The sequence below is a fragment of the Pseudoclavibacter sp. Z016 genome (assembly GCF_002931215.1).
In the GTDB taxonomy this organism is placed as follows: Bacteria; Actinomycetota; Actinomycetes; order Actinomycetales; family Microbacteriaceae; genus Pseudoclavibacter.
This window is the reverse complement of record NZ_PSTU01000013.1, coordinates 111465-135827: the sequence shown is the minus strand read 5'-3', so window position 1 is coordinate 135827 and position 24363 is coordinate 111465. Positions and strand designations below refer to the sequence as shown.

General features: G+C 65.5%; 24 protein-coding genes, 1 tRNA gene and 1 riboswitch. Of the genes, 21 read left to right on the top strand and 4 right to left on the bottom strand.

The window, feature by feature from the left end:
- Positions 1-273: 273 nt before the first annotated feature.
- The 4 genes from C5B99_RS12460 to C5B99_RS12445 all read left to right on the top strand — a co-directional run bounded on the left by C5B99_RS12460 (position 274) and on the right by C5B99_RS12445 (position 4117).
- Positions 274-1068, top strand: a complete 795-nt coding sequence (locus tag C5B99_RS12460) for an AraC family transcriptional regulator (protein ID WP_146082005.1) — start codon at positions 274-276, stop codon at positions 1066-1068.
- Between the two features lie 102 nt (positions 1069-1170).
- On the top strand, positions 1171-1800 hold the full coding sequence (locus C5B99_RS12455; protein ID WP_104242558.1) for a Pr6Pr family membrane protein: 630 nt from the start codon (positions 1171-1173) through the stop codon (positions 1798-1800).
- Positions 1801-1803: 3 nt separating this feature from the next.
- Positions 1804-1888, top strand: a riboswitch (ZMP/ZTP riboswitch).
- 49 nt (positions 1889-1937) lie between these two features.
- Positions 1938-3233 carry a serine hydroxymethyltransferase gene (gene glyA, locus C5B99_RS12450; protein WP_104242556.1) on the top strand — a complete coding sequence of 432 codons (1296 nt, stop codon included), beginning with the start codon at positions 1938-1940 and terminating at the stop codon, positions 3231-3233.
- The gene (locus C5B99_RS12445) at positions 3230-4117 is read left to right on the top strand and encodes a bifunctional methylenetetrahydrofolate dehydrogenase/methenyltetrahydrofolate cyclohydrolase (RefSeq protein ID WP_104242554.1); all 888 of its coding nucleotides are present in this window, start codon (positions 3230-3232) and stop codon (positions 4115-4117) included. Before glyA ends, C5B99_RS12445 begins: the two co-directional genes overlap by 4 nt.
- A 151-nt stretch (positions 4118-4268) precedes the next feature.
- Here the strand turns inward: C5B99_RS12445 and C5B99_RS12440 are convergent, their stop codons facing one another.
- Positions 4269-5318, bottom strand: a complete 1050-nt coding sequence (locus tag C5B99_RS12440; RefSeq protein WP_104242552.1) for a MauE/DoxX family redox-associated membrane protein — start codon at positions 5316-5318, stop codon at positions 4269-4271.
- Between the two features lie 77 nt (positions 5319-5395).
- On the opposite strand from C5B99_RS12440, the gene C5B99_RS12435 reads away from it, so the two are divergent.
- The gene (locus tag C5B99_RS12435; protein WP_104242550.1) at positions 5396-6538 is read left to right on the top strand and encodes an acyltransferase family protein; all 1143 of its coding nucleotides are present in this window, start codon (positions 5396-5398) and stop codon (positions 6536-6538) included.
- Here the strand turns inward: C5B99_RS12435 and C5B99_RS12430 are convergent.
- Positions 6453-6884: a DUF1801 domain-containing protein gene (locus C5B99_RS12430; RefSeq protein WP_104242548.1), complete on the bottom strand. Its 432-nt coding sequence runs from the start codon at positions 6882-6884 to the stop codon at positions 6453-6455. The two genes, C5B99_RS12435 and C5B99_RS12430, sit on opposite strands and share 86 nt — an antisense overlap.
- A 107-nt stretch (positions 6885-6991) precedes the next feature.
- Here C5B99_RS12430 and C5B99_RS12425 point away from each other — a divergent pair.
- A tRNA-Lys gene (locus C5B99_RS12425) sits at positions 6992-7064 on the top strand.
- Here the strand turns inward: C5B99_RS12425 and C5B99_RS19830 are convergent.
- Positions 7026-7343, bottom strand: a complete 318-nt coding sequence (locus C5B99_RS19830; RefSeq protein WP_374953446.1) for a helix-turn-helix domain-containing protein — start codon at positions 7341-7343, stop codon at positions 7026-7028. The two genes, C5B99_RS12425 and C5B99_RS19830, sit on opposite strands and share 39 nt — an antisense overlap.
- A gap of 94 nt (positions 7344-7437) precedes the next feature.
- Between C5B99_RS19830 and C5B99_RS12420 the strand changes: the two genes are divergently transcribed.
- From C5B99_RS12420 to C5B99_RS12345, 15 genes are all read left to right on the top strand, one after another.
- Positions 7438-7638, top strand: a complete 201-nt coding sequence (locus C5B99_RS12420) for a helix-turn-helix domain-containing protein (protein ID WP_104242546.1) — start codon at positions 7438-7440, stop codon at positions 7636-7638.
- A gap of 127 nt (positions 7639-7765) precedes the next feature.
- Positions 7766-8695: a DUF2637 domain-containing protein gene (locus tag C5B99_RS12415; RefSeq protein WP_146082004.1), complete on the top strand. Its 930-nt coding sequence runs from the start codon at positions 7766-7768 to the stop codon at positions 8693-8695.
- Positions 8696-8749: 54 nt separating this feature from the next.
- The gene (locus C5B99_RS12410) at positions 8750-9700 is read left to right on the top strand and encodes a hypothetical protein (protein ID WP_146082003.1); all 951 of its coding nucleotides are present in this window, start codon (positions 8750-8752) and stop codon (positions 9698-9700) included.
- A 47-nt stretch (positions 9701-9747) separates the two neighbouring features.
- Positions 9748-11046: a hypothetical protein gene (locus tag C5B99_RS19040; protein WP_146082002.1), complete on the top strand. Its 1299-nt coding sequence runs from the start codon at positions 9748-9750 to the stop codon at positions 11044-11046.
- Positions 11043-11831, top strand: coding sequence for a sigma factor (locus C5B99_RS12395; RefSeq protein ID WP_181065008.1), 789 nt, complete (start codon positions 11043-11045; stop codon positions 11829-11831). Before C5B99_RS19040 ends, C5B99_RS12395 begins: the two co-directional genes overlap by 4 nt.
- Positions 11828-12634 carry a hypothetical protein gene (locus C5B99_RS12390; RefSeq protein ID WP_104242534.1) on the top strand — a complete coding sequence of 269 codons (807 nt, stop codon included), beginning with the start codon at positions 11828-11830 and terminating at the stop codon, positions 12632-12634. The genes C5B99_RS12395 and C5B99_RS12390 overlap by 4 nt, the downstream gene beginning before the upstream one ends.
- Positions 12631-13353 carry a hypothetical protein gene (locus C5B99_RS12385; protein ID WP_104242532.1) on the top strand — a complete coding sequence of 241 codons (723 nt, stop codon included), beginning with the start codon at positions 12631-12633 and terminating at the stop codon, positions 13351-13353. Before C5B99_RS12390 ends, C5B99_RS12385 begins: the two co-directional genes overlap by 4 nt.
- Before the next feature lie 45 nt (positions 13354-13398).
- Positions 13399-13740, top strand: a complete 342-nt coding sequence (locus C5B99_RS12380) for a hypothetical protein (protein ID WP_104242530.1) — start codon at positions 13399-13401, stop codon at positions 13738-13740.
- 34 nt (positions 13741-13774) lie between these two features.
- Positions 13775-15022 (top strand): hypothetical protein, encoded by a 1248-nt coding sequence (locus C5B99_RS12375; RefSeq protein ID WP_104242528.1) that lies wholly within the window; start codon positions 13775-13777, stop codon positions 15020-15022.
- Positions 15023-15058: 36 nt separating this feature from the next.
- Positions 15059-16558 carry an SCO6880 family protein gene (locus tag C5B99_RS12370; protein ID WP_104242526.1) on the top strand — a complete coding sequence of 500 codons (1500 nt, stop codon included), beginning with the start codon at positions 15059-15061 and terminating at the stop codon, positions 16556-16558.
- Positions 16555-18108, top strand: a complete 1554-nt coding sequence (locus C5B99_RS12365) for a hypothetical protein (RefSeq protein WP_146082001.1) — start codon at positions 16555-16557, stop codon at positions 18106-18108. Before C5B99_RS12370 ends, C5B99_RS12365 begins: the two co-directional genes overlap by 4 nt.
- Positions 18105-18362: a hypothetical protein gene (locus C5B99_RS12360; protein ID WP_104242522.1), complete on the top strand. Its 258-nt coding sequence runs from the start codon at positions 18105-18107 to the stop codon at positions 18360-18362. The genes C5B99_RS12365 and C5B99_RS12360 overlap by 4 nt, the downstream gene beginning before the upstream one ends.
- Positions 18359-20167, top strand: a complete 1809-nt coding sequence (locus tag C5B99_RS12355) for a type IV secretory system conjugative DNA transfer family protein (RefSeq protein ID WP_104242520.1) — start codon at positions 18359-18361, stop codon at positions 20165-20167. Before C5B99_RS12360 ends, C5B99_RS12355 begins: the two co-directional genes overlap by 4 nt.
- A 2-nt stretch (positions 20168-20169) precedes the next feature.
- Positions 20170-20562 carry a hypothetical protein gene (locus tag C5B99_RS12350; protein ID WP_104242518.1) on the top strand — a complete coding sequence of 131 codons (393 nt, stop codon included), beginning with the start codon at positions 20170-20172 and terminating at the stop codon, positions 20560-20562.
- Positions 20559-21089, top strand: a complete 531-nt coding sequence (locus C5B99_RS12345) for a hypothetical protein (protein ID WP_104242516.1) — start codon at positions 20559-20561, stop codon at positions 21087-21089. The genes C5B99_RS12350 and C5B99_RS12345 overlap by 4 nt, the downstream gene beginning before the upstream one ends.
- Before the next feature lie 116 nt (positions 21090-21205).
- Here the strand turns inward: C5B99_RS12345 and C5B99_RS19035 are convergent, their stop codons facing one another.
- Complete coding sequence (locus tag C5B99_RS19035; protein ID WP_146082000.1) at positions 21206-24061, bottom strand: NACHT domain-containing NTPase; 2856 nt, start codon at positions 24059-24061, stop codon at positions 21206-21208.
- Between the last annotated feature and the right edge of the window lie 302 nt (positions 24062-24363).

The window sequence follows — 24363 nt, the reverse complement described above, 5'->3', positions numbered from 1 at the left end:
ATTCTCGGTATCCTGGCGTGAAGTTCGGGCGGTTGTTTTCGGGGGTATTCGGTGCTTGAGAGTTCGAGGCAGGATCTCAGTGCTTGGATCGCGAGGATCGCGCACACGGGGGAGCCGTTCGCGCATTTCTCGACGGATGATCTCGTTTCCGGCGCATTCCGAGAATTCCACGGGGAATCCGGGATTGCCGAATTCTTCGGCCTCTCCAAGCCGGTGAATTCGTCCGCTGCCGCAGCGTTCCACGCATACACTCTCGAAGCCTTCGTTGGTTCGGTGCATCTCTACGGAACGCTGCGCACGAGCTCCGGCGTCGAGCGCGGCGGGGAGGACTTCACTCGGGATGCGCACGAGAAGCTCATCGCGATCGGCATGCTGCGGGGTTCGTTGAAGTACCGGAATGGGAAGCACACGGGCGTGCTGGGGCCGGGGGACGTGCTTGTCGTGAACTCGACGCATCCGCTCGTCACCGCGAGCATCGGCGTGGTCGAGACGCTCGGCATGGCAGTCCCCATCGACGACATCTCGAAGGACTCGCGGGTCACGGGCGGCCAGTGGCCGGTGCGTCTGCCCGAGAGCGCGCTCACGTCCGCCTTCCTGGCGTTCGTCGGTCGCTACCTCGTCGAGGACGCCACCGCGGAGGGCGGCGGGCAGGTGTCGTCGGGGCTCGCCGAGCCGGTGCTCTACGACCTGCTCCGCTCCGCCCTCTTGCAGGTCGTGCCGGTGACGATGACTCCGGCCCAGCAGTCGCTGCGCCTGCAGGTCGCCGTGCACGACCTCATCGAGAAGTACCACGTGCTGCAGGGCTTCGATGCGGACAGCATCGCGCGAGCGCTGCACATCAGCCGCCGCAAGCTGTACCGCGACCTCGCGGAGCACGGCGAGGGTGTCGCCGGGCTCATCGCCGCGCGCAGAGTGAGATCTGCCGCCGCGATCCTCCTCGAGCAGCCGGCCATGCCGCTCAGCGAGGTGTCGGCTGCGGCTGGATTCGGAGACGCGACAACGATGCGGCGGCATTTTCTCTCCAAACTCGGCGTGACACCCGCCGACTACCGCAGAGAGAACGTCTGACCGCGTAGCCTCATCCCTGCGACTCCCGCACGCACGGCGGCTCTCCGTCGAATGCGGAGAACCGCGATCAAGGATTCCCCGCCGCCGATCAAAGGACGCCTCGTGGCTTCGTCGATTCACCGCCCCGCGCTGGTCACCGCCAAGATCGGGCTCGGTCTGCTCGCCTTCTCCTCCATCGTGTCGGAGATAGCGACGATCGTGGAACGCGGAACCTGGGTGCCGGATCAGTTCTTCGCGTACTTCACGATCGAGACGAACATCCTCGTTGTCCTCTCGCTGCTGATCAGCGGGGTCGCGACCGCCGCGAATGCGCAGGGCGCGCGGATCAACGCCTTCCGTGCGGCAGTGGCGGTCTACATCCTCATCGTCGGCATCGGGTTCTCCCTGCTGCTCTCCGGCCTGAGCGACGTCGACTTCACGGCCGTGCCGTGGAACAACACCGTGCTGCATTACGTCATGCCCGTCGTCATGCTGATCGATCTCCTCATCGACCGGCCGACCAAGCGCATCCGCTTCGCGCCCGCGCTCATCTGGCTCATCTTCCCCGCCGGATATGCGGCGTTCTCCCTCATCCGCGGCAACCTCACCGGCTGGTACCCCTACCCGTTCCTGAACCCGACGAACCAGGGCTACGCGCCCGTCGTGCTGACCATCATCGGCCTCGTCGCACTCGGCCTGGCGTTGACCTGGCTCGTGACACTGCTCTCGCGGAGGCCAGCCAAGTCGCGGTAGACTTATCGCGGCCGCGACTGGCGTTCAGGTGGGTCACCACCAGGGAGCGGCTCTTCGGGTTCTCGAGCCGTTCGCCTGGGCTCGCCGGTTCACGACCACATGTTCGCCGTGCCATCCGGTTTCCTGAAGGAGTCTTCGTGACCGATACGTTCAACGCCCCTCTTGATGCATTCAACGCGCCGCTGAGTGAAGTAGACCCTGAGATCGCTGCGGTTCTCGAGCAGGAGCTCGACCGCCAGCGCTCCACGCTCGAGATGATCGCCAGTGAGAACTTCGTTCCGCGCGCCGTCCTCGAGGCAACGGGCAGCGTTCTCACCAACAAGTACGCCGAGGGCTACCCCGGACGTCGCTACTACGGCGGCTGCGAAGTCGTCGACGTGGCTGAGAACCTCGCCATCGAGCGTGCGAAGTCGCTGTTCGGCGCGGCCTTCGCGAACGTGCAGCCGCACTCCGGCGCGACGGCCAACGCCGCCGTCATGCACGCCCTCGCCCGTCCCGGCGACACGCTGCTCGGCCTGTCGCTCGACCACGGCGGACACCTCACGCACGGCATGAAGATCAACTTCTCCGGCCGCCTCTACAACATCGTCGCGTACGGCGTCGACGCCGAGACCTCGCAGATCGACATGGAGCAGGTGCGCGAGCTCGCACTCGAGCACAAGCCCAAGGTCATCGTCGCCGGCTGGTCGGCGTACCCCCGTCAGCTCGACTTCGCGAAGTTCCGCGCGATCGCCGACGAGGTCGGCGCCTACCTGTGGGTCGACATGGCGCACTTCGCCGGACTCGTCGCCGCTGGCCTGCACCCGAACCCGGTGCCCCACGCGCACGTCACGTCCAGCACGGTGCACAAGACCATCGGCGGGCCGCGCTCCGGCTTCATCCTGACGAACGACGCCGACCTGGCCAAGAAGATCAACACCGCCGTCTTCCCCGGCCAGCAGGGTGGCCCGCTCATGCACGTCATCGCCGGCAAGGCGACCGCGTTCAAGCTCGCCGCGAGCGACGACTTCAAGGACCGCCAGGAGCGCACGCTGCGCGGCGCGAAGATCGTCGCCGACCGCCTCCAGCAGGCAGACGTGGCCGAGGCCGGCATCTCGGTCCGCTCGGGTGGAACCGACGTGCACCTCATCCTCGTCGACCTCCGCAACGCTGAGATCGATGGCAAGCAGGCCGAGGACCTCCTGCACGAGGTCGGCGTCACCGTCAACCGCAACGCGGTCCCCAACGACCCGCGCCCGCCGCTGGTCACCTCGGGTCTGCGGATCGGCACGCCCGCTCTCGCGACGCGCGGCTTCGGCGACGCCGAGTTCACCGAGGTCGCCGACGTCATCGCGCTGGCGCTCCTCCCCGACGCCGACGTGCCGGCTCTGCGTGCCCGCACCAAGGCGCTCGCCGACGCGTTCCCGCTCTACCCGGGCCTCGGCGAAGCATGACGGCTGCCTCACTTGACGGCAAGAAGGCCGCGGCCGAGATCAAGGCCGAGCTGCGGGAGCGCGTAGCCGCGCTCGCGGGGCGAGGCGTCGTCCCCGGACTCGGCACGATCCTCGTCGGAGAAGACCCCGGGTCGAAGTGGTACGTCGCGGGCAAGCACCGCGACTGCGCTGAGGTCGGCATCGAGTCGATTCGCGTCGACCTCCCGACCGAGACCACGCAGGAGGAGCTCGAAGCGGAGATCGACCGCCTCAACGCCGATCCCGCGTGCACGGGCTACATCGTGCAGCTGCCGCTGCCGAAGCACATCGACCAGGACCGTGTGATCGAGCGCATCGACCCGTCGAAGGACGCGGACGGGCTGCATCCCACCAACCTGGGACGTCTGGTGCTGAACGCCAACGACCCGATCACGACGCCGCTGCCCTGCACGCCTCGCGGCGTGATCGAGCTGCTCCGCCGCAACGACATCTCGCTCAACGGCAAGCACGTGCTTGTCATCGGCCGTGGCGTGACGGTCGGCCGCTCGATCGGTCCGCTCCTCACACGACGCGAGAACAACGCGACGGTCACGCTCACCCACACGGGCACGCCCGACATCGGCGTGCTGGCACGTGAGGCTGACGTCATCGTGTCGGCTGCCGGTGTCGCCGGCATCGTGCGCCCCGAGTGGGTCAAGCCGGGGGCCGCGGTCCTCGACGTCGGCGTCAGCCGCATCGAAGACCCGGAGACGGGCAAGTCCAGAGTCGCGGGCGACGTCGACCCGGGAGTCTGGGACGTGGCCGCCTGGGTATCGCCGAACCCCGGCGGTGTCGGCCCCATGACGCGGGCGCTGCTCCTCGAGAATGTCGTCGAGCAGGCCGAGCGCCTGAACCCGGCGGTCTGACAACCGGTTTCGTGCCAAGGGTGCGGGCAGTTCATCGAACTGCCCGCACCCTTTTGCGTATCAGCTTCTCCGCAACCCGCAGTCCGCCGCCACGAGCCACCAGCAGGCGAGCGTGTGCGCCAACTGGACCAAGTCAGTCGCGACCTGAGGCTCAGCCGTGCGGCTGAGACTGGCGCTGCGCAGCGAACGAGGCGACCAGCTGCTCGACGCGATCCGCAATGATGTCGCCACCGAACTCGGGGGGCGATGCGATGGTGCCGTCGGCCGCGAGCAGGATCGCCGCGGGGGTCGCGTGAGCTTCGAAGAACTCCGTGGCGGCCTTCGCGCCGAAGTAGGTGTGGGGCAGCGCGCTCGGGTAGCTCTTCTTGACGGATGCGCGGCTCGACGAGGTGGCGACGATGATCTGCGCGTCGTCGCCCAGCCGCCGCGACCAGTCGCCGACTTGGCTGAGCACGGGTCCGCAGGAACCGCAGCCGACGCGGGCGAAGATGAGGATCGTCGTCTTCTGGGGAACGACGACGAGGTTGTAGAGCAGTTCCGGCGCCCCGTCCCCGGAGACGAGTTCAAGGGTGTGGGGGATGGCATCCCGAGCGGCTGGGTCGGAGATGAGGTCGGGACCCTCGACGAGTTCGAAGTCCTGACCAGCCGTCGCGTCGCGAGTCGTCGTCGGCGCGGAGACGGGAGGCTTCACGATGCCGGCGACGATGCCGACGAGTGCGACGGTCGTGGTCGCGGCGAGCCACAGCCAGTCGTCGACCGAGAAGAGCGCAAGCTGGGTCGGGACTCCGAGCGCCATGCCCGGGAGGAATATCGCGAGGAGCGCTGCGAGCGTGAGGCCCGCGTTCCGCCAGATCGTGATCTGGCTGACCGGCTCGGTGCTGAGCGCCCCGAAGCAGTTGCAGTCGACGGCCTGTCGCTTGGAGACGCTGCGTGCCACCAAGACCAGGTAGGTCGCCATGAGGGCGGCGGCGAGGGCGGCCGCGAACAGGTAGGCCGGTCCGCTCAGGAGCAGCAGCGCGGCTCCCAGGATGATCTCGCCCACCGGCAGTGCGACTGCGGCCCACGGCTTCCGGAGCGGGGCGGGGACGCCGAACGCGGCCAACGACTGCAGGGTGCGGGAGCGCTGGGGGAGCTTCAGCGCGCCGCTGGCGATGAGGACGCAGGCGATCAGCGCGGGAAAGATCACGAAGGTGGGAAGCACTCGTTCATTATCGCCCTTGGGCGGCGCGTCGTCTCGCTGAGCTTGACCGGTGGCGCGGGGCCGTCGAAGATCGACGCATGCGCCTGAATTCCCTCGATGTGGTGCGCGGCTTCGCGATCTTCGCCATGATCATCGCCCACACGGTCGTGTTCCTGGACGACCGCGAACCGCGCGCGCTGCAGGTGCTCTTCCAGTTCCTGAACGACGCCGCGTCACCCCTGTTCGCGCTGGTCATCGGCGTGACGGCCGGCTATCAGCTGCGGGATGCGGCGCGGTGGGATTCCCGACGGAAGAGCTTCTTCGCGCTCTCGTGGGTCATCAAGGCGATCGTGCTCATCTTCGTGGGACTGCTGCTGAGCATCAACTTCTCTGGCGTGCTCATCGTCTTGGATTTCCTGGGCATCATGATGCTCGTGGCCACGCCGTTCCTTTTCCTACCGGCGGCCTGGTCGGCCGTGGCGGCGCTGCTCTTCCTCGCGCTGGCGCCCATCGTGAACGAGGCAGCCCGGGCCTGGGCGCTGACGTCCGCGTTCTCGCCGTCGTCGATGTTCGACCCAACCGCCCTCCTGCTCGACTGGACGGTCCTCGGATCCGCGTACCGCCTGACGAACCTGCTGCCGATGCTGCTGATCGGGTTCCTCCTGGCCCGCTGGCAGCTCGGCAACCGGAGCCGAACGGCGTGGGCGTTCGGCGGGGGAGCGGTGCTCCTCGGGGTGTCGCTGTTCGCGCGGCGGTGGGAGGAGATGGCGACCGGTGTCACCCAGTCGGGGTCCTACGGCGACGAGGCGCGGGATCTCGGGCTCGCGCTGCTCGCGTACGCGGGCATCCAGCTGCTCGGGGACTTCTCTGGCGAGCGGATGCGCACCTGGTTCGCCCGCCTGACAAGGCCGCTGGCCGACATGGGCACCATGGCGTTCACCGTCTACTGCCTGCACGTGCTCATCCTCACGGCGATCTGGTCGCAGCTGCTCCTCGGGGAAGAGAACTGGCTCGCGGGCCCCGGCCTCGTCTACCGGCAGCCGCAGGGCCTGCTCACGATGGTCGCCATCATGGTCGTGTGCCTGCTGTTCGCGACCCTCTGGCGCCGGTACCTCGGAGTCGGCCCGCTCGAGCGGGCCATCGGAGTGCTCTCGCTCAGGCATCCTCCGGGAACATTGCTTGCAGGTCCTCCCGCCGCGACCAGGCGAGTCGAACCAGCTCTTCGAGCACCTCAAGATTGAGCGACGAGAACCGCCCCACCCAGATGCAGTCCTTGCCGAGCTTCGCCTTGCCGAGCTGCTCGAGGAGTCCCTCTGAGGCCCACATCTGGAGTCCGTAGATCGACATCGAGGCTTTGCGTGGGGCGAATCCGAGGATCATCGCCTCGCCGGAATGGCCGCTCTCGTACGTGTAGCGATAGCGGCCGTAGCCGATCATCGTGGGACCCCACACGACGGCTTCCTCGCCCGTGACCCGATCAATGATCTCCTTCAGGATGCGCGCGTCCTCGCGTCGCCCCGCGGGCTCTGCCTGATCGATGAGGAGATCGGGTGAGACGTCGGACGGCTTCGTCTTCGTATCTGCCATGACGAGAGTATGACCCCGGCCGCCGACAAATGGGGGCCGCCTGAGCAGAGGCGAGGTCTCGATTCGCGATAGGATTCCCCACGGTCGCCGCACGCCAGGCGACTGTGGGGCCTGTAGCTCAGTTGGCAGAGCATCGGACTTTTAATCCGCGGGTCGTGGGTTCGAGCCCCACCGGGCCCACCCTTCTCCCTGCTGGTCAGCGGTCGAACGCAGCGGCGCGTCGTCATCCGTCTCACCGATGAGATACGCGACGGACGTGCCGAGCGCTTGCGCGATGCCAACGATCTCAAAGAGGTACCAGCGACGAGCACCACGCAGCTTCGCGCTCAGGTTCGGCTGGGCAACGCCGATTGCAGCTGACAGATCGATCTGTCGCATCCGCTTTCGCCATAGCAGTGCCACGATTCGTTCGGACGTCAGGTCGCGTTCGTCTAGCTGAGGCTCATTTGCGATGCTCATAGCTCGAATCGTACCGTATTGCCTCCAGGCGCGGGAGTTTAGATGCGCATGCGCCTCTGCATATCAATCTGATCTTTTGTGTTAGCTTGCATCTATGCCTCAGAACTTGACCGTCGCCCAGGTAGCGGCGCTCCTCGAAGTCACACCCATCACGGTGCGCCGCTGGATCAACAGCAAGAAGCTCCCTGCTAGACAGCTCTTTGGCGGCAACTGGCGCATCTCGCGTCAAGAGCTCGAGCGCGCGCTCAACATCGAATTCACAGATGAGCAGATCAGCGCGGCGAAGCAGGCATGAGCCCCCGCACCTGCCTCGTTTCGAATGAGGTCGCTCTGGCTGCGGCTTCCTTCGAGTCTCTGGCCGCTGTTGGTGCGGATGGAAGCGTCGAGAAGCACCGTCCTGCTGGCGCATCGGCGGCGCTGCGGTGACCGGAGTGAGCGTCCGTGCGTCGTCGCCAGTGCTGGCGTGGACGGTTGCCGCGGGAGTCATGGTGTTAGCCGGGTCGAGCTTCGCCCTGTCGTTCAGCGCACTGGCAGAGCTTGCCGTGGCCTCGGGCGTGCCCGAGCACCTTGCGTTTCTGTGGCCGGTCATCGTCGACGGCTTCATCGTCGTTGGGACGCTGGCGGCGTTCTCATTTAGCGCCCGGCCCGGACGCGTGCAGCTGTACCCCTGGATGGCGCTTGGTGTGTTCGCGGTCGTCTCGGTCGCGGGGAACGCGTTGCACGTGCAGACGCTCGCGCCTGGGATCGTCGTAGTTGCGGACTGGATCGCGGTCACCGTGGCGTCCGTGCCGCCGGTGGCGCTGCTCATCGCATCGCATCTCCTCGTGGTCATGATCTCCGGACATCCTGACTCGCGCGAGGTCGCCCCTGCCGTGGAGCAGAACGTGGCCCGGGTTCCAACCCTGAGCGACACCTCGCACATCCCGGTGTCCGTGACACCCAGCGCTGTCGAGCAAGAAGCACCCAGGGCCAGCCTCGGGTTGAAGGCCAGCCAGGCAACTGTGACCGCGCCTGACCCCGACTCAACCGAGGCTGCCGGCGAGGCACCGTTGCCAGATCTGGCGGATTTCCTGCAGGTGCCCGAGCGCTTCTCTGCTCAGGGCAAGCGCCAACCCGCACTCGTCGAACCGGCCAAGTCCGGTGACGAACGTGCGCCGATCCTCGCGCAGACGCTCACACAGGTCAGGGCCACCCGCATCGAGACCACACCATCCCCGGACTTGGAACTGATCCGAGCTCACGAGGAGCAGGGCGGGGAGCTGACGGCGAAGGCCGTTGCGGCGCTGCTCGATGTGTCGGAGCGCACAGGGCGCCGAAAGCTCGCGCAGTACCGCGAACTCTCTGCCTCCTAGGGCACGGCCAACTACAGCCGCACGCGCCGCGTCCGGCACCAATGAGGGGGCGTCATGACCACTGCAACATCCATTGCGACCGCGCCAAGCGAACTCCCTGGGCTCGCAACGCTTGGCGATACGCGCGGCTCGTCGCCCGGCCCGGCGTTAGCCGTGTCCACGCATCTCACCAACGTCACCAAGTCCTGGGAGGCTCCAATGATCCGATTCGCCCGCGCCGACAAGCCTGAACCGGCACGTACTAGGGCCGAGGCCGACGGACGCGCGCTCGAGCTGGCCGACGTGCACGAGGTCGCCAACGTGCTCGAGCCCATCGAGATCCGGCCCGCCATTCTCGCGAGCGATCCGCGTCCGCGGCATGTCGATGTCCTCCGGTGCATTCCCGCTGCGGGAACCGCGCACGCCGATGCGACCTGGGTGCTCGAGCAGGAGTCCTCTCATCGCAGCCGCGTCCAGACGGAGGGCCGGCTGCCGTGGGTGGCCCGCCGTCTCGCGCAGCTCGTCGCCCGAACCGTGGCCAGCAGTGAAGCGATCAGTCAGCACGAGGTGGTCACCATCGCAGTCCGCAGCGACGTGGACTTGATCTGGGCGCAGGGCACACCGCAAGACATCGAGACGGAGGAGAACCACCGACGTGCAGGACGCCCCTTGAGCGCATCTCAGCACGACCTCGTAGCGACCGTCCGTCACAACTTCTTTGACGACGAGACCGCCGTGCGCCGCCTCGTTGACGGTGTGCAGATCACGTTCGCCTGGTCGACCGGGGAAGTGCTCACCGGTCGCATATTCCTGCCCTCGCGGACCTGGATGGGCCTCACGAACCCGCTGCGCGGCATGGACGTAATCGAGCACTCCATCCGGGTGCTGCGCGCCTCCCCATATCGGCTCCGTACAGACCGACGCGACGCTCGACGGCTCTTGGCCGCGGTACGCCGCACCGAGCCCGGAACCATCGCTCTGCAGCGTCACAGTTTGCGCCATCGAGCGTCAATCGCCAGCCGCTGACGCCAGCCGAATGCCACCGCATCCATCGACTCAACAAGGGATAGACAGTGACCGAAGAACCCCTGCAGGGAGAGTTCCTGCGAGAAGAGCTCGCGATCGACCGCGAGTTCTCCCAGGTGCGTAACTGGTGGGTGCGGTACCCGAAGATTGTCGGCAACCCGCTCTCTATCTACCTCTTCATCCGCTCACACAAGGCCGGCTACCGCCTTACGCAAACGTCGGTCCGTGAGCAGCTCGGACTAGGCAAGGACGCGTTCCTCAAAGCCCGTCGCTGCCTCGAGGAACAGGGGTTCCTCGAGGTGCTGGACTACGTCTACCCGGCAGGCTCGAGAGACGCCCAAGGGCGCTCCATCGGTGGCCATCGCCTCAAGCAGTTTCGCCTGCTCGACCCACCCAAACCCGCCGAGCTGAACGCGAAAACGGCGTCGACTGAAGCCAAGGAGGATTTTCCTCCAAGGGGCCACGCAGCCTGTGGACAAGCCACGGAGGATTTTCCGCCAAGGGTTGCCGCGACGACCTCACGTGAAGCCACGGAGGAAAACCCGCCAAGGCTTGTTCCGCACCAGGGCGGGGCAGAAGCCTTGGAGGAAAATCCGCCGAGGGTTGCCGCGGCCTGTGGACAACCCAAGGAGGGAAACCCGGCGTCGGGTTTCCCGCCTCTTAAAGAAGACCAAGATAAAGAAAACCAAGATCGATCATCATCAGTTCACGACGCAACTCCAGGAGCCGTCGCGGCTTCGCCGGATGATGATGATTCGGGTCTGAGCTCGTGGTTCGTGGATGTTACTGCTGGCCGGGCGCAGCTCGCCGGAGTCCGGGTTGATGCCCGTGCCGTGCTCGAGCGCATCGCTCGCCAGCACCCCAGCGTCCCTGGCTTCGACCTGGCCGCAGCGACCGTGGAGGTCCTCAAGCGAGCACGCATCTCGGGAACGCCGATCAAGCACCGCGACGGCTACGTGGCGTCCGCGCTGTCCGCGGACCTCGCCACGTTTGTTCGCAACTTCCCGGTTACCGCAGCACCCGTCGCAGTTCTGGGTCCGAGACCCGTGCAGACCGGTTTTGGTACGACCGCGAACGCCGCCGTTCGGACCTGCGAGGAACGTGGCCACCGCTTCGTCGTCGGTGCGGCCCATGACCGCTCCTGTGACCGCTGCGGTGTCCGCGAGGTTCACCTGCAGGAGGCACGCACCGCGGCCCAAGCCGAGGCCGCGGAGATCTGCGAGGCCTCCGGGCATGACTGGGCACTGCCGACTCCGTACCGGGTCGGGACCATCGCTGCAGGAACGATCCTGTGCCGCCGCTGCGACGTGGCCGCATCCGCGAACCGTCAGGCGGTGTCCCGGTGACGCTCGCACCCGAACGGCCGAGCGTGGTCGCACCCAGCGTGGAAACCCTGCAGCGGGCCGTCGAGGAGTGCCGTGGGCGAGTTGGTGCGCGGGTGCCGGACCACCTGGTCGACGATGTGCTCTCGTTGACGCTGATCGAGGCGTGGAAGAAGCTCGCCACGTTCGACGCGATCCGCGGCCAGGTCGAGGCGTGGGTGTGGGGTATCTGCCACAACATGATCCGCAAAGTGCTGGCAGACGCGAGCCGCGCTCGCCGTATCTCGGACGCTGCGGAGACGAACCGCATCCACGGCCAGCGCACCTCGACCGACCCGCAGCAGCTGCTCGCGGATCGCTACGACCACGTCGACTGGATGCAACGCGTCGCCGGGTTCGTGGGCGACGAGGACTGGGACGTGATGCTCGATCTCGCCCTCACCGATGAGCATCCCAGGGATGTTGCTGAACGCCACGGCCTCTCGCTGCGCAAGGTGCAGGCCGTACGCCAGCGCTGCGAGGCCATCGGACGCGTTGTCCGCGCCGCGCAGGACGTGCCCCTGCCGACGTCGCCAGCGGCGCTGCGGGCTACTGCGGCGACGTGTGTCCCGCTGGACGTGTTCGACGCGGATCGAGTGCTCCCACTGCTGTTGCGCGTCGAGCTGGAAGCCGCGTCCATGGACGCCCTCGGGGCAGAACTCGACGTGTCCGCGTCATCCGCCTATCGCCTCATCAAGCGCGTCCGAGAACTTCTCGACATTGCCCTCACCGTCCTCGACCAACGCTCACTAACTCGGGAGTTCTCATGACTTCGCCCACCACTTTCCGCGACCGCCTGCGCGAGCTTCGCCGCTCCCGCAACGTGCAGTTGCTGTTCGTCGCGCTTGCCGTGTCGCTCATCATCGCGTTGGCGGCGCTGCTCATGAACTGGAACCGCACCAGCGACGAGGTGGCCCCGCAAGGCACACCGACGGCGACGGTAACTCCGGCACCGGAGCCGACCCCCATCGGTGTGCGAGCGACGCCCGATGCGCCCTCGGCGGCGCCCTCGGGGGAGCTGCAGCGCACGGTCGACGGTCTCATCATGCCGCCCCTCACGGGAGACCCCGCAGCATACGCATCGGCGGCGGCGCTGGCGCTGACGAACTACAACACGGGCCAGGCAACACGCGACCGGGTGCTCGAGAACTTCGCCACCTTCACGCAGCCCACGGACTCCTACGTCGGCCCCACTGCCCCCAGCGGTGCTCAGAGCTTCGTGGATGCGGCCTTCCGGGAGAAGTCAGCGCTCAATCGCGGTGGCAAGTTCCTGCCGGCGGAATCGGCGTTCGAGCAGATGTGGCAGAACGGCGGGTGGATGACCTCTGAGGTGCGTTCGGTGCGCGTGGACGGCCAGCACGTGTCCTGGCCGAGCTGGGAGCCGAGCTACAACGACGCCGATGCCGGCTATGCCCTCGTGACCGTCGAGCTCGCGACGCTCGTGGGGAACGCGAGCGGTCTCACCACGGAAGGCGCTCAGTGGGTGAGCTTCGAGCTCGACTGCGACGAGGACACCGCAGGCCAGCGCACCCAGTGCGGCGTCGTGCTCCTGGCCAACGAGGTCGTGCAGTGAAGCTCATCGTGGCCGCGAAAGCGGCCCAAGCGCTGAGCTCGCCCACCACGCGCCGCGCGGTGCTCGGTGCCGGATTCGTCGGCCTCGTTGGACTCCTCGGTACGGGTTCGATGCTCGCGCAGGCTGTGCAGGCCGGGATCACGGTTCCCTCGCTGCCAGGGGCACCGGCAGCACCAGGTGGTGCCGCTTGTGCGCCCGGTGCGTGTGTGGTGTCGGCGTCCGAGCAGGAGGCGGCGCAGCAGCTCGTCGCAGCGATGGACGCCGGTCGCCTTGTGTTCCTCTACGGTCCCAGCGATCCGTACGCGATGCAGATCCGCGGCATGGCCGACGGCTCCGGGTCCTGCCGTATCCAGCTCCCGGCGCTGCAGCTGATCCAGATCGCGCTCAACATGTTCGATTCCGTCGGGATCAGCGACCTCAACCGCGCCTGCACGGGCGACCTGCCCGGCTCTTCCGGGTACTCCGCGCACTGGGTCGGGCGGGCCATCGACTTCTACGCCTTCAACGGCACCCCGCTCACGGGCGGGGACTCGCTCAGCGTCTCCTACGTCAACGCGGTCGCCGGGGTGCTGCCAGCAGGCAGCCAGATCGGGCAGATCGACGCTCGCATCGCCAACGGCACCTACTTCGATATCGCGGACGTCTCGCAGATCAGCGATGCGCACAACCACCTGCACGTCGACGTCGGACGCTCCGTCACCGACGGCCTGCGCCTCTAACCAGCTTCACCTCACCACCACCTACCGCCGAGAAAGGCACCAACAATGTTCGAACTCCTCACCGGAATCTCCGACCTCGCCCTCACCGCTTCAACAGCAGGCACTGGTTGGGCATCCGTCATGTCCATTCCGGACGTCAAGCCAGACCTGAGCAGCTCGTTCGCGCAGGCGGCGTTGCGCCTCACGACGATCGTCGCGGGTGTGGCCGTGATCCTGTGCATCCTCGCGCTCGCCGTTTGCGGCGTCCTGATCGCCAGCAAGGGGCTCGGCAACGCTCGCGTGCAAGAAGGGGCTGCAACGGCATCGCTGTACGTGCTGGGTGGGCTCGTGATCCTGGGCTCGCTCACGGGCATTGCCGGGTTCGCCATCGGCTTCAAGATCTTCTAGCCCACCCCTTCTTCAAGCCCGGAAGGGGCAACGCATGGACTGGCTTTGGAACCCCGACGGGGCACTGACCTTCATCTGGGACGGCACCCGCGACATCATGGAGTGGACCCTCGACTGGGGCAGCGTCAGCCCAGGGACCGCCGGGTGGGCCGCAGCCAGCGAACTCGCCGGGTTCTGGATCGGGCTGACCGCATTCTTCGTCACCACCGGAGTGGGCGCGTTCGGCATCGCGCGAGGCGTGATCACGAACAAGCACGATGAAGCCTGGCGTGCCGCCCTCGGTATCGCGTTCGGTGTGCCCGCCGCTCTCGTCACGATCTGGTTCATCGCGGAGATCCTGAAGCTGCTCGAGCTCATCTCGGGCATGCTCACCGACCTCAACGGTGACGTCCCGGCCGTGGAAGGCATCATCCAGTACTTCGGGCTGAACGAGGACTCCGATCTGCTGCTCGATATGACGGCCGGGAACATGTTCGCGGCGGGTTTGAACGGGGTGCTCGCGTTCTTCGGTTTCTTCACCCTGGGCGCGGTCCGGATCGTGCGCGGGCTGGGCGTCATGGCCATGGTGGCGTTCGCGCCGTTCGTGTTCACGATGCTCCCCATCCGTGAAGGCTCGGACGTCCACCGCAACTACACGATCCTCCTCACCGGCCTGTTGCTGACGGATCCGATCCTGCTCGGCATGATGCACATGCTCAGTCGCATGGCCGCGATCATCGAGGACCCGTGGAGCACCGACGGCCTGATCATCTCCTTCGGTCTGGCCATCCTCGGCGTCGCACCGATGGCGGTGCTCGGCATGTTCACGTGGGCGGGAGTGGACCGAGACGCGGGCGGGCATGCGACCATGCGGGGCCTCGAGCGCGGTGGGCGCAGCGCGGGACGTGGGGTCCGGCAGGCGGCTCCGGCGGTGGGACGCGGAGCAGCCGCCGCGGCAGGAGCCGCCGGTCGTGGCGCGCGATCGCTCGCGACTAAAACGAAGTCCGGCATCGGACGCCTCCGTTCCAGCGGCACCGGAAGCGGCGGACGCTCTGGTGGACGAGGTACCCCCGGCACGCCCGGATCCGGGGGCAAGTCCGGCGGGGACGGTGGCAGTGGAAAGCGCCCTTCGCCCGGCCATTCGAAGCCCGCTCCGTCACCGGGCGGCGGCAGCCCGGGGCCTCGAGGCGGCTCCCCGGGGAACGGCCCGAGTTCGCCCGGGGGAGGCAAGCGAGGTCGAGGCAGCGGCGGACAGCGCCCGTCGCCACCAACACCGCCATCTCCGTCTCGTCCGAAGCCCTAGTCGGGCTCATCACCAGCAGCTCGAGGGGGCATCACCGTGTACGACGACTACGAGGAGCGCAAGTTCGCGTTCCCACGCCTACCGAAGCAGGGCATCATCCTGCACCTCCAGATGGAGAACCTCATCGTCACCGCAGTGGGCATCGTGCTGCTGCTCACGTGCGTGTACGGCACCGGTCAAGGCCCGCTCGGTGCGCTCATCGGGTTCCCGCTCTGGTTCCCGTTCGTCGCGATTGGGCTCGTGACGATCCGATCAACCCCATTGCCCGTCATCGTGTGGAGGGAATTCATGTTCCAGTTCAGGAAGCTGCGCGGGCGCAATACGTACGTGCTGCGCCCCGACGTGCCAGTGCTGTCCGAGATGCGCCGAGAAGGGACGCTGCTGCTCCCGGGGCGCCTGCAGAACGCGCGCCTGTTGGAAGCCGACGGCATCGCGATCGTGCACGACGCGGGGCAGCGCACCGCGACGATGATCGCCACCGTCGTTGCCCCGTCCTTCACGTACGCCGCACCCCGCCGCCAGGATGCGATGGTCGCGGGGCTGTCGTCCGTGCTGCGCGGTTGGACGCTCCGCCCCGGCATCAAGCGGTTCACGCAGATCGCACGCACCTCGACGGGATCCGTCGCGGCTGAACGGGCGCACGCGCGGGATCGAGTCTCCTCGCGCTCGAGCCTCGATGAGGTGCGCGAGTCGTACGAGGAGATGCTGACGTTGGCGGGCAACATCGTTCGCTCGCACGTCACCGAGATGGCCATCACCCTGGATCTGTATGCCCTCGCGGGGCAGATCAAGAACTCGGGAGGTGGCGTCGACGGGCTGCGCCGCGTGGCGCTGCTCGAGGCTGAGGCGATCCAGGCTGCACTGCGCGGGGCTGGGTTCGTGCGCGTCGAATGGCAGAGCCCCGCGGGGATCCGTATGAGCATCCGCAGCCTGCTCGACCCGGTGATGCAGCCGCAGCTCATGGAGCGCGCCTCTCGGGATACCGAAGCCGGTGTCGAGGCGGGCGGGGAGGCGGTCATGTACTTCGAGGAGCACCGCGACTTTGTCCGCACCGACAGCGCGGTGCACCGCGTGTTCTGGATCGGCCAGCTCCCCGCATTCGAGGTCCGGCCGGGCCTGTTCGACTCCATCATCTTCGGACAGCTGCCGGACGGTCGCCCCGTGCGGCACATCGCGAGCATCACGTCCGCGCCCGTGTCGATCGCGCGGGCCATGAAGCGCATCGAGAGCTCCAAAAAGTCGTGGATCGCGTCCGAGGGGCTGCGGCAGAAGCGCAACCAGATCACGTCCGAGGCGGACAAGCACGAGTGGGAGCTGCTCATCGAGCAGGAGCAGGCGCTTGTGGCTGGTCAGGGCGAGTTCGAGCTGTCCGTCTACATCGCGGTGTCCGCGACGGACATCGACGAGCTCGATCAAGCGTCGTCCGCGCTGCGCACGCACATCTCGAACGCGGGCATGGAACCGCACGTCCTGGTCGCCCAGCAAGGGGAAGCGCTCATGATGTGCGCCATCCCAACCGGGGAGGGACTGGCATGAGCATGCGTGGTCAAGAAGCACGCCGCCAGGCAGTCGGCCACATCGACGGGGACACCAAATCCCAGCGCCAGTCACGTAAGGAGATCCGCGACCGGCTTCGGCAACCGGTGCAGCTCGAACGCCGCTCCTGGACGAACTCCGAACTGCCGACAGTCGCTCACGGAGCCAAGCACGGCCCCAAAGCCACTCAGCCCGAGTCGGGTGGCTTCCGGTCGACGCTGCGCATCAAGCCGCCCTCGCACCGGCTCACGTCGGAAGAGGTGGCCGCGTTCTGGCCCTACTTGACCGGCCAGCCATGGCCGACCATCGGACCGGCTATGGGCATTGACCTCGAGACGGAGCAGCTGTGGTGCTTCGACCCGTGGGAGGCATACAACCGTGACCTCATTCCTTCGACGGGCGTGCTCATCATGGGCGGCTACCGGAAGGGGAAGTCCTGGTTCCTCAAGCGGTTCATCGTGCTGCTGGTCCTCTTCGGGCGCCAGGCCATCAACACGTCCGACTCCAAGGGCGAGCACGTCCGCGTCGCGCACGCGGTCGGCGGCACCGTCATCCAGGTCGGCGCCCCCGGCTCGCGGCTCCGCATCAACGCGCTCGACGGTGGCCACCGGCCACGCGGGTGGGACGCGGACCAGTGGGCGGACGCTGTCCGGACACGGCGCAGCCTCGTGCTGCAGCAGATCGTGACCATCCTCAACTCGGGACTGCGCGCGATGACCTCCCACGAGCGCAACGTCCTCGACGTTGCGCTGGCCAACGTCGTGACCGCGACCGATGACCGGCCAACGATTCGCCTCGTGTGGCTGGAGCTGGCCGCGATCGCTCGCGGTGAAGTCCTCGACGAGGAGATGGGCGACATGCGGGAAGCTGGCCGCGAATTGTGGTCCACGCTGCGCCGCCTGACCGTCGGCAACCTGTCCGGCATGTTCGAGGACGAATCGACCGTGGAGTTCGACGTCGACAGCCCCTACACCGTGTTCGACACGGAAGCGATGGCCATCCGCGGCGAGGACGCGCTCGCGATCGCGCAAGCCGTCACGCAGGCGTGGGTGATGTCAGTGCTCTCGGACAAGAAGTCCGGACGCAAGTTCGTCGTCGCCCGTGAGGAAGGGTGGCGAGACATGAACTCCGTCACCGCGCTTGAGGCGCAGCGCGCGCAGCAGAAGCTCGCCGGGGAGCTCGGCATCGTGCAGCTGCTCGTCGTCCACGAGGGCGGCGACTTCGACGCGGTCGGCCCGGCAGGGTCGAAAGAGCGGGAGCTCGCGCAGCAATTGGCGAAGGGCTTCGCGGTCAAGATCAGCTTTGCGCAAGAGATCGGCCAGCTCGCCGCGTCTGCAGCGTCCGTGGGTCTCACCCGAGAGCAATCCGACCTGATTGCGGATCTCGAGGTCGGGGAATGCGTCGTCGCGATCGGCTCCACCTCGATCGTGCTGAACACCACCGAGCTCACCACCGACTGGGAGCGCACCTACTTCGACACGTCGGGCTCCATGCGCGACAGCCCGGCAACAGACAGCACGCCCACCGCGTCCGAGGAGATCCACGCATGACCCCTTCGACCTCCCCGCGTGCGCCACTAAATCAGTGGCAAACCGGCATGATCATCCTCAACGCGCTGCTGCTCGTCATGGGCTTGGGCCTCCTGATCTGGGGCGCACCGATGGAGGACCGCCGCGACCAGCTCGTGACCCTGGGAGCGGCTCAGGGGCTCCTGTTCGGTTGGGGCTTCTCCACGATGTTCTTCCTCGTTGAGGGCTTCTTCGCGCTTCGCACACACCTGATCAGAAGAGGCCTCCGCGCATGAACGGCGGGGGAGAAACACCCTGGGTGCGCGTCTTCGTGTTCGTCCTTGCCGGTGCAGGAATCGTCGCCGGCCTCTGCGTGGCGTCGGTGTTCGTCGCCGCGCTGCTCGCGTGCGGGCAGGCACCGGTCTGGCCGTCGATGTGGTCGGGGCTCGGGTTCCTGATTCACGCTGACGGTTCGAGTCTTGAGCTGCCGGAGGCTTGCCATGGTGCGGCTGCCGGGTGGGGTCGCGGTCTGATGATCGGCGTCTTGGTGCTCATTGGCGCGGGGACCCTCGTCGGGTTCCTGCTGTGGGGGTCATGGAAGCAGTCGGATGCGTACTTCGTGAAGCAGCTGCGGGGGCGCGATGGTCTCGCGCGGGGGCGGGAGGTGCGCATCACGTTTGGTGCGAAGACTCGGCTCAAGTCCGCGGTGACGGTGCGCCCGATGCTGAAGAATCCGCGTCCCGAGGACGTGGCGATCCACATCGGCCTGGGGCATGGCCGCAGCGTGTACCTGTCGGTCGAGGACTCCGTGGTGGTCGAGGGATCTCCGCGTTCGGGGAAGGGGTTCCGCCTCCTGATTGGCGTCATCATCGACTGGCCGGGGCCGCTGATCACGACGTCGACGCGCAACGACAACCTGGCCGCGACCATGAAGCGCCGCGCGAAGCTTGGCACGGTGACCGTGTTTGACCCGCAGGGCCTGTCAGGGATCGCGAACTCGATGAAGATCAACCCGATCCGTGGCTGCGACGATGCGCTGGTGGCGAGGCAGCGTGCCGCCGCACTCATCGGCGGCACGGAACTTGGCATGTCGAGCTCGAACTCGGAGTGGGCGCAGGAAGCCGAGGTGCTTCTCTCTCGTCTGCTGATGGCGTGCGCGCTGGGCAAGAAGGACGTGAACACGCTTCGGGACTGGGGTGCGTCTCCTGACCTCGCGCGGCCGGCGGTCAAGATCCTCGAGAACCAGGGCCCTCCCGGTTGGGCGTCCGCGCTCAAGACCGTGCTCGACGGCGACCCCAAGTTGCTCGGCTCACGATGGATGGGCGTCGCTGCCGCGACCGCCCCGCTGCAGCTGCCGAGCGTCGCGGCGGCGATGTGCCCCACGGGAGGTGACGACGAGTTCGACGTGCAGGCGTTCCTGTCCGGGCAGAACACGCTCTACCTCATCGGCACCCGGTCGGGCGCTGGAGCCGCTGGCGGGTTCCTCGGCGCCCTGCTGGACGACATCGTGGAACAAGCTCGCCGCAAGGCGCTCACGTCGCGTGGGAGTCGTCTCGATCCGCCGCTGGGGTTGGTGCTGGACGAGATCGCGAACATGTTCTCGTGGAAGGCGCTGCCGACGGTGCTGTCTGACGGTGGGGGCATCGGGATTTGGACGCTCGTTGTGTTGCAGGGGTTCTCTCAGGCGCGCACGGCGTGGAGTGCGGACGAGGCGGACACGATCTGGACGTCCGCGATCGCGAAGATCCTCTACGGCGGCGGCAGCGACGAATCACACCTGAAGGGTCTGGAGTCGATCCTCGGCACGCGGGAAGTGCGCACGAAGTCGCGGTCGGTGTCGCTGCAGGGCAACTCCACGCAGCTTGGCATCGAACGCCTGCCCGTGCTCAGCGTCGACGAGCTGCACCGCATCCCCACCGGGTACGGCGTGCTCGCCTACAAGAACAAGCGCGGCGTGCTGCTGGAGATGCCCGGGTGGACGAAGCGAGCGGACGCTGACGAGATCTCGGCGGGCAAGAAGCAGACAGAGGCGGAGCAGGCGGACGAGTTCCGCAGGCAGGGCCGGCTGATGCCGCAGCCGCTGCAACTGGAGGTGTCGTAGCCATGTCCAACGGTCGAGCAGGAACCGCGTCACGCGCGTACCGCCTCCAGTACCTGAAATCGAAGCAGTGGCACGCCAGACGCGCCCGGTGGTTCGACCAGAACCCGGCCCGGCATCAATGCTGCGTGTGCAAGCGGATGGAGCCGCAGGCGAAGCGTCGCCTCGAGCTGCACCACATCGACTACCGCGGTGTGACGCAGCTCCTCAACGGTGCGTGGCTGGCGAATGAGCGGGACGAGGATCTGTTGCCGATGCATCCGCTCTGTCACCGATTGGTGCACGAGCTGATGGACAACGATGGCGCGCTTCGCTACATGCGCAGCCGCAAGGAAGCCACGCTGCTGGCGATCGCCAAGGTGCGATCCCGGTTGCGCAGCCTGATTGGAGCACGATGACCAGCGACGACCACAACCCGGACGAGCCAGACGTGGACGACGGGGACTTCGAGTTCGACGATGACCTGTTCCCGACCGACGTAGATCCGGGCAATCGCGGCGAGGCTGTGCCTGGCTTGTACCCGACGGTCCTGGCCTGGCAACGCTTCGCCGTCGAGAACGCCGCCGTCGACGGGGAATGGACGGAGCTCGCGAAGTTCGTGCGCTGGGTAGTCGTGCGCTACGAACTCGACATCATCCCCGGGTGCTGGCACCTGCACGGCGCTCTCGTGGAAGAGCTGTCGGCGTTGAAGTCGGCGCACGTCGCGTTCTTCGACGCTGGGGACTCGGGCATCGGTCCAATCGGGTGGCACGAACGGTTCCACCTCGCGCAGCAGCGCATCAGAGAGTGGTACCGCGGCGACTGCCGAGACGGTCACATGCCTTCAGTCAAGAAGTGGGCCGAGCTCGGCACCGACGAATGGGCGACGTGGGTGAACGGTGGGTGGCGAGAGCTAATCGAACCGGCCGTGGTCTCTCCTCGATAGAGGGAGTTGGGCAATTGCAGGTGCATGCCTCGAGTGCAGATGCTGTCTGTCGCCCCGGCCTGAAGACGAGCTGTCCGGCACATACGGATTGCGGATAAGGAAATCCTGAATTTCAGCTAGGCGTCGCGAAGTCGGGGGGCGGCATCGGTCAAATCGGTTCCGCGCGTTGAATAGAAGTGAGAGTAGTGGCGCATAGTGCGCTGCGCTTTCTGGTCGTGGCGGATCAGCGCTTCTCGGAACGCAATCGGAGCGAGTGCGTCTTTGAGTGGCACATGAGCGGCAATCTTGAGCAGAGCGGGAATCGCGCCTTCCTTCCCCAACGCCGTAGAAAGCCAGATGGTCGATTCATGCGAGTTCGACCTGGAGGCGTGTGTAGTCAACTGCTCTATCGTCTCTGCGACGGGTAGGCGAGTCTGATGGAGGAGGTTGCTGATGCTCTCGTAGTTCGCTGCTTCCTCTACGGTTAAGTCCGCGTGGGGTGCTGCGGCATCGAACAAATCCCCTACACTTGTTGACCCCGGCAGAGCTCGATCAACGTTGTCCCACTGTTGATCGCGGGTCTGCGCGAGTGTTCGCTTAGCGAACGCTCGCGACTTGCCCTTGGTGCGCAGCAGGTTCTTGAGGATGATGTTGGCACTGAGATGTGCTGGCGCCGACGATGATATCGCTTCCCGCAGCTTTGCCTCAACCAGAGTTGCAGCCTCGGAGTCACCACCCGTTAGAACAACCCTGCAGAGACTCGCGAGGTGGCGATGGTCGTCAATGGGCCAAAGCTGCAATTGTGACAGGGCGTGCGTTAGCAAGAGTCGTCGATGAAGGGGTTTCGAGATCGCGAAGTCGTCACGCAACAGGTCAGTCGCAATTTGTGCGCCATAGCCAAGGAATCGCGAACGTTGGTCATCAGAATCCAAAGACATGAGAGTGGTGACGAGGGCGTCTCTGTCTTGGGTGCGCTGGGAGTAGACTCGCCCTAAGGTCAGTCTTAGCGTATGACGCCAGTATGCCGATGGAGCCAGAATTCGAATCCGGTCGAGGACGGACTCGATGTTTCCGTCAGACAGTGCCCGCGCGGCCATGTATTCCTGTAGGGACTGGACTTCGAACGTGACATCCTCGATGCCAGACGGAACCAGGAGGACAAGGCGGTGTCGGGATGCTGTTTCCAGCTGGCTCGAGATTCTCTCGCTATTTTCCTCGGAGTACCCGTCGTTACTGAGGCGTGCTACAAACATCTCGGTTACGGCCGTAGCTGGGATCTTGGTTTGGCGTTTTCCATCGATTTCTGCCAGTTCCTGAAGTGTGAAGGCTACTCGTTCGTGAACCCAATCGACCTGCTCATGGTAGGTTTTGAGGCTTTGCCCGAGTGCTCCAGGTCGGATACTCTCACGCCCGTAGATCGCGCGGTAGTATCCATCGAATAGCTCGTGACGAGTTGAGGGAACTTCGTTTAACTTTTCAAGGAGTACCGTCATGATGGTTACTTGTAGCGGAGTTGTCATGAGGCGAACAACGTGCGGAGTCTTCGCGGAGGTCCGAAGTTTAAGCAGGATCTGATCTATCAACTCTTTGTCTTCGGCATATCTGACTCTTACGAGATTCCGAGCGTAGGAGATCGCCCTATCTAGAGTGAGTGGTCGCAACTCAAGTGTTGTGGGCGAGAATTCGCTAAACTCGTCCGTGTATCCCTGTGGTCGCGTCGTGCAAACGACAAGGACGTCCCAATCCTTGAGGCGCACTTCGGTAATGAAGGCGTTCAACTGAGATGTGACCAGGTCTCTATTTCCACTGGCTGGTACCTCGTCCAGCCCATCCAAGACGAGGACCCATGGCCAGCTTGATATCCACGACCATACCTGTGCACTTGTAACCCTTGCGCGCTGAGCAATAAGCTGAGATGCGATGAACTCTGTCACTGTGACGCTGGGGTCATCGGCTAGATGTTTAGCGTAGCTCGCCAGTTCAAGGAAGAATGGCCATCGGCGATTGTTTGGTGTGGAAAGACCCAGGGTCTTCAATCGGGCTGCTGTCCTAGAAATTGCTAGGTCGATGTTGGGTGTACTCCGTGAAATGTCTGAAAGTAGAGCATAACGGTAGGATTGGCAGAGAATCTGCCCAAGCGTGCTCTTGCCTTGCCCAGGTCCTCCGATAATCAAGTAAGCACTCGTGGGTGCGTTTTCGTGGCTTCCCCTCAGAGATCTATCGCCCGCCTCAAGTAGCTTTTTCACGACATCAACATGTTTGCCGTCCGCGTTGGTTGCTGAAAGGTCGATGCCGACAAGACTTAGGGAAGTTTCCGTCCTGCCGTCCAAGTCTGCAGACTCAAGTTTGATCTTTTCTCTCGCAGCGATCTGCAATGCGGCATGGTTCTTGAGGACGGGTGCAATGCTGGCTGCACTGCCCTCGCCCAACATCTCCATCACTCGGTCGAGTACGTCGCCCGGGGTGACGAAGCTGGCGTAAGCTCGGCGGACCGAGCCGTGTTTTTCGAGTAGCCGACATATTTTTTCGTAGTGCCAGACCGCGTAACCCTTGAGGCTGACTTCGTGATTCCTGAGCGTAGATTCAACAATATCGAGCGTTCCGGTGCCAGACGCAGCAGTCAACCGGACGTTGGTAGCGATCACGTAGAAGTCGGGTTTCGGCTTCCTCAGTGGCTCATCCTGGCCATGCTGAATCAGAAACTTGTTCAGTTCCGATTTTGTTGCCGTGTCAATGTCTAAGCCGGCTTCACGTGTGTCTGTTGCCCAACGCAGGGACTTTGCCTGCACTATCCCGTAGGGCTGGATTGTGTCTGCAACAATCGGCGAAACGAAATCGAGACCAGGTACCTGTCCGTGGAAGGTGGCCTCGCGTCCGCCATCTTTCCCAGCCCCAAAGACGGACACCGAGACGCCAAACTCTGCACCCGCTAGGGCTTGAATCATGTGTTCGAACTCGAGTGGGCCTAGACGGTTCAGGTCGTAGTCGGTCATGCTTTCATCATGACACTCGTCCGGCCCGACGCGTTCTCGAGCGTTAAATCTCAAGCGAGGCGTGAACGAGCCCGTCTGTGCACGGTCAGCTGGACCTTGTCGTTGCCCAGTGGGTCCAGGAATGCGGGCGCTGGGCCATGTCTTTTCAGGGCGGCGTACAACGCCAAGCCTTCGCGGGTGTCGACGTGGACGAGGTGGTCTCGATCGTCCAGGCGGATCGCCAGCTTCCCGTAGCTGGTGTACGAGCTTTCAACGGGGGGTGCTGCGGCTCGGACGATGCAGGGGATGCTCCTAGTGGCGTC